1 protein-coding gene is annotated in these 534 nt (G+C 35.2%); it reads right to left on the bottom strand.

All coding sequences use genetic code 11. The features are described from left to right. Nucleotides 1-161: 161 nt before the first annotated feature. The coding region (locus tag SORDD16_RS09965) for a hypothetical protein (RefSeq protein ID WP_061453295.1) at nucleotides 162-534 on the bottom strand (373 nt) is incomplete at its 5' end.

Genomic DNA, 534 nt, shown 5'->3' with positions numbered 1-534 from the left:
CTTTTACATTACCATCCTCATCCAACATATATCTATCATTTGAGAAATCAAATGTTTGTACGTTCGTTGAACTATTTTGAGGAGGAAAATTACTTGGGCGAAAAGTGTAGGCAGCTTGTGCTAAATCTGCATAAAAATTATCAAAGGTTTTTAAATTACTGTTACTCATAAAGATCCCATAAATTTCCTTTCAAAATTCTTATTGGTTGCATTTGAATAATAACAAGTTTCTCAGGGATTTCATTTAAATTACGTTTTAGTGGAAAACCTAATGTAAATTTAGTATCCTTATTATTATTGATTCTACCGTTCACTGTCATCATATAACCTCCGCCTTGAGGAGTTCCATTTCCTACCTGACCAACTTCCATACTATCCCAATCAAATTGGACACTCTCAACTTTTGAATTCCAAGATTTAACGAAGTTTGCCATTTCCTCTTCATGCTCCTTCAGATAAGCCAACTGCTTAGCCCGTGGGCTCAAAGTTATTCCTCCAAATAGATTTGTTTCTTGTGCCATCCATGCGCCTCCT

It is taken from the genome of Streptococcus oralis, from assembly GCF_001578945.1.
Taxonomy (GTDB): domain Bacteria; phylum Bacillota; class Bacilli; order Lactobacillales; family Streptococcaceae; genus Streptococcus; species Streptococcus oralis_Q.
Note: the sequence above shows the minus strand (reverse complement) of the source record. Positions and strands in the feature narration are given on the sequence as shown.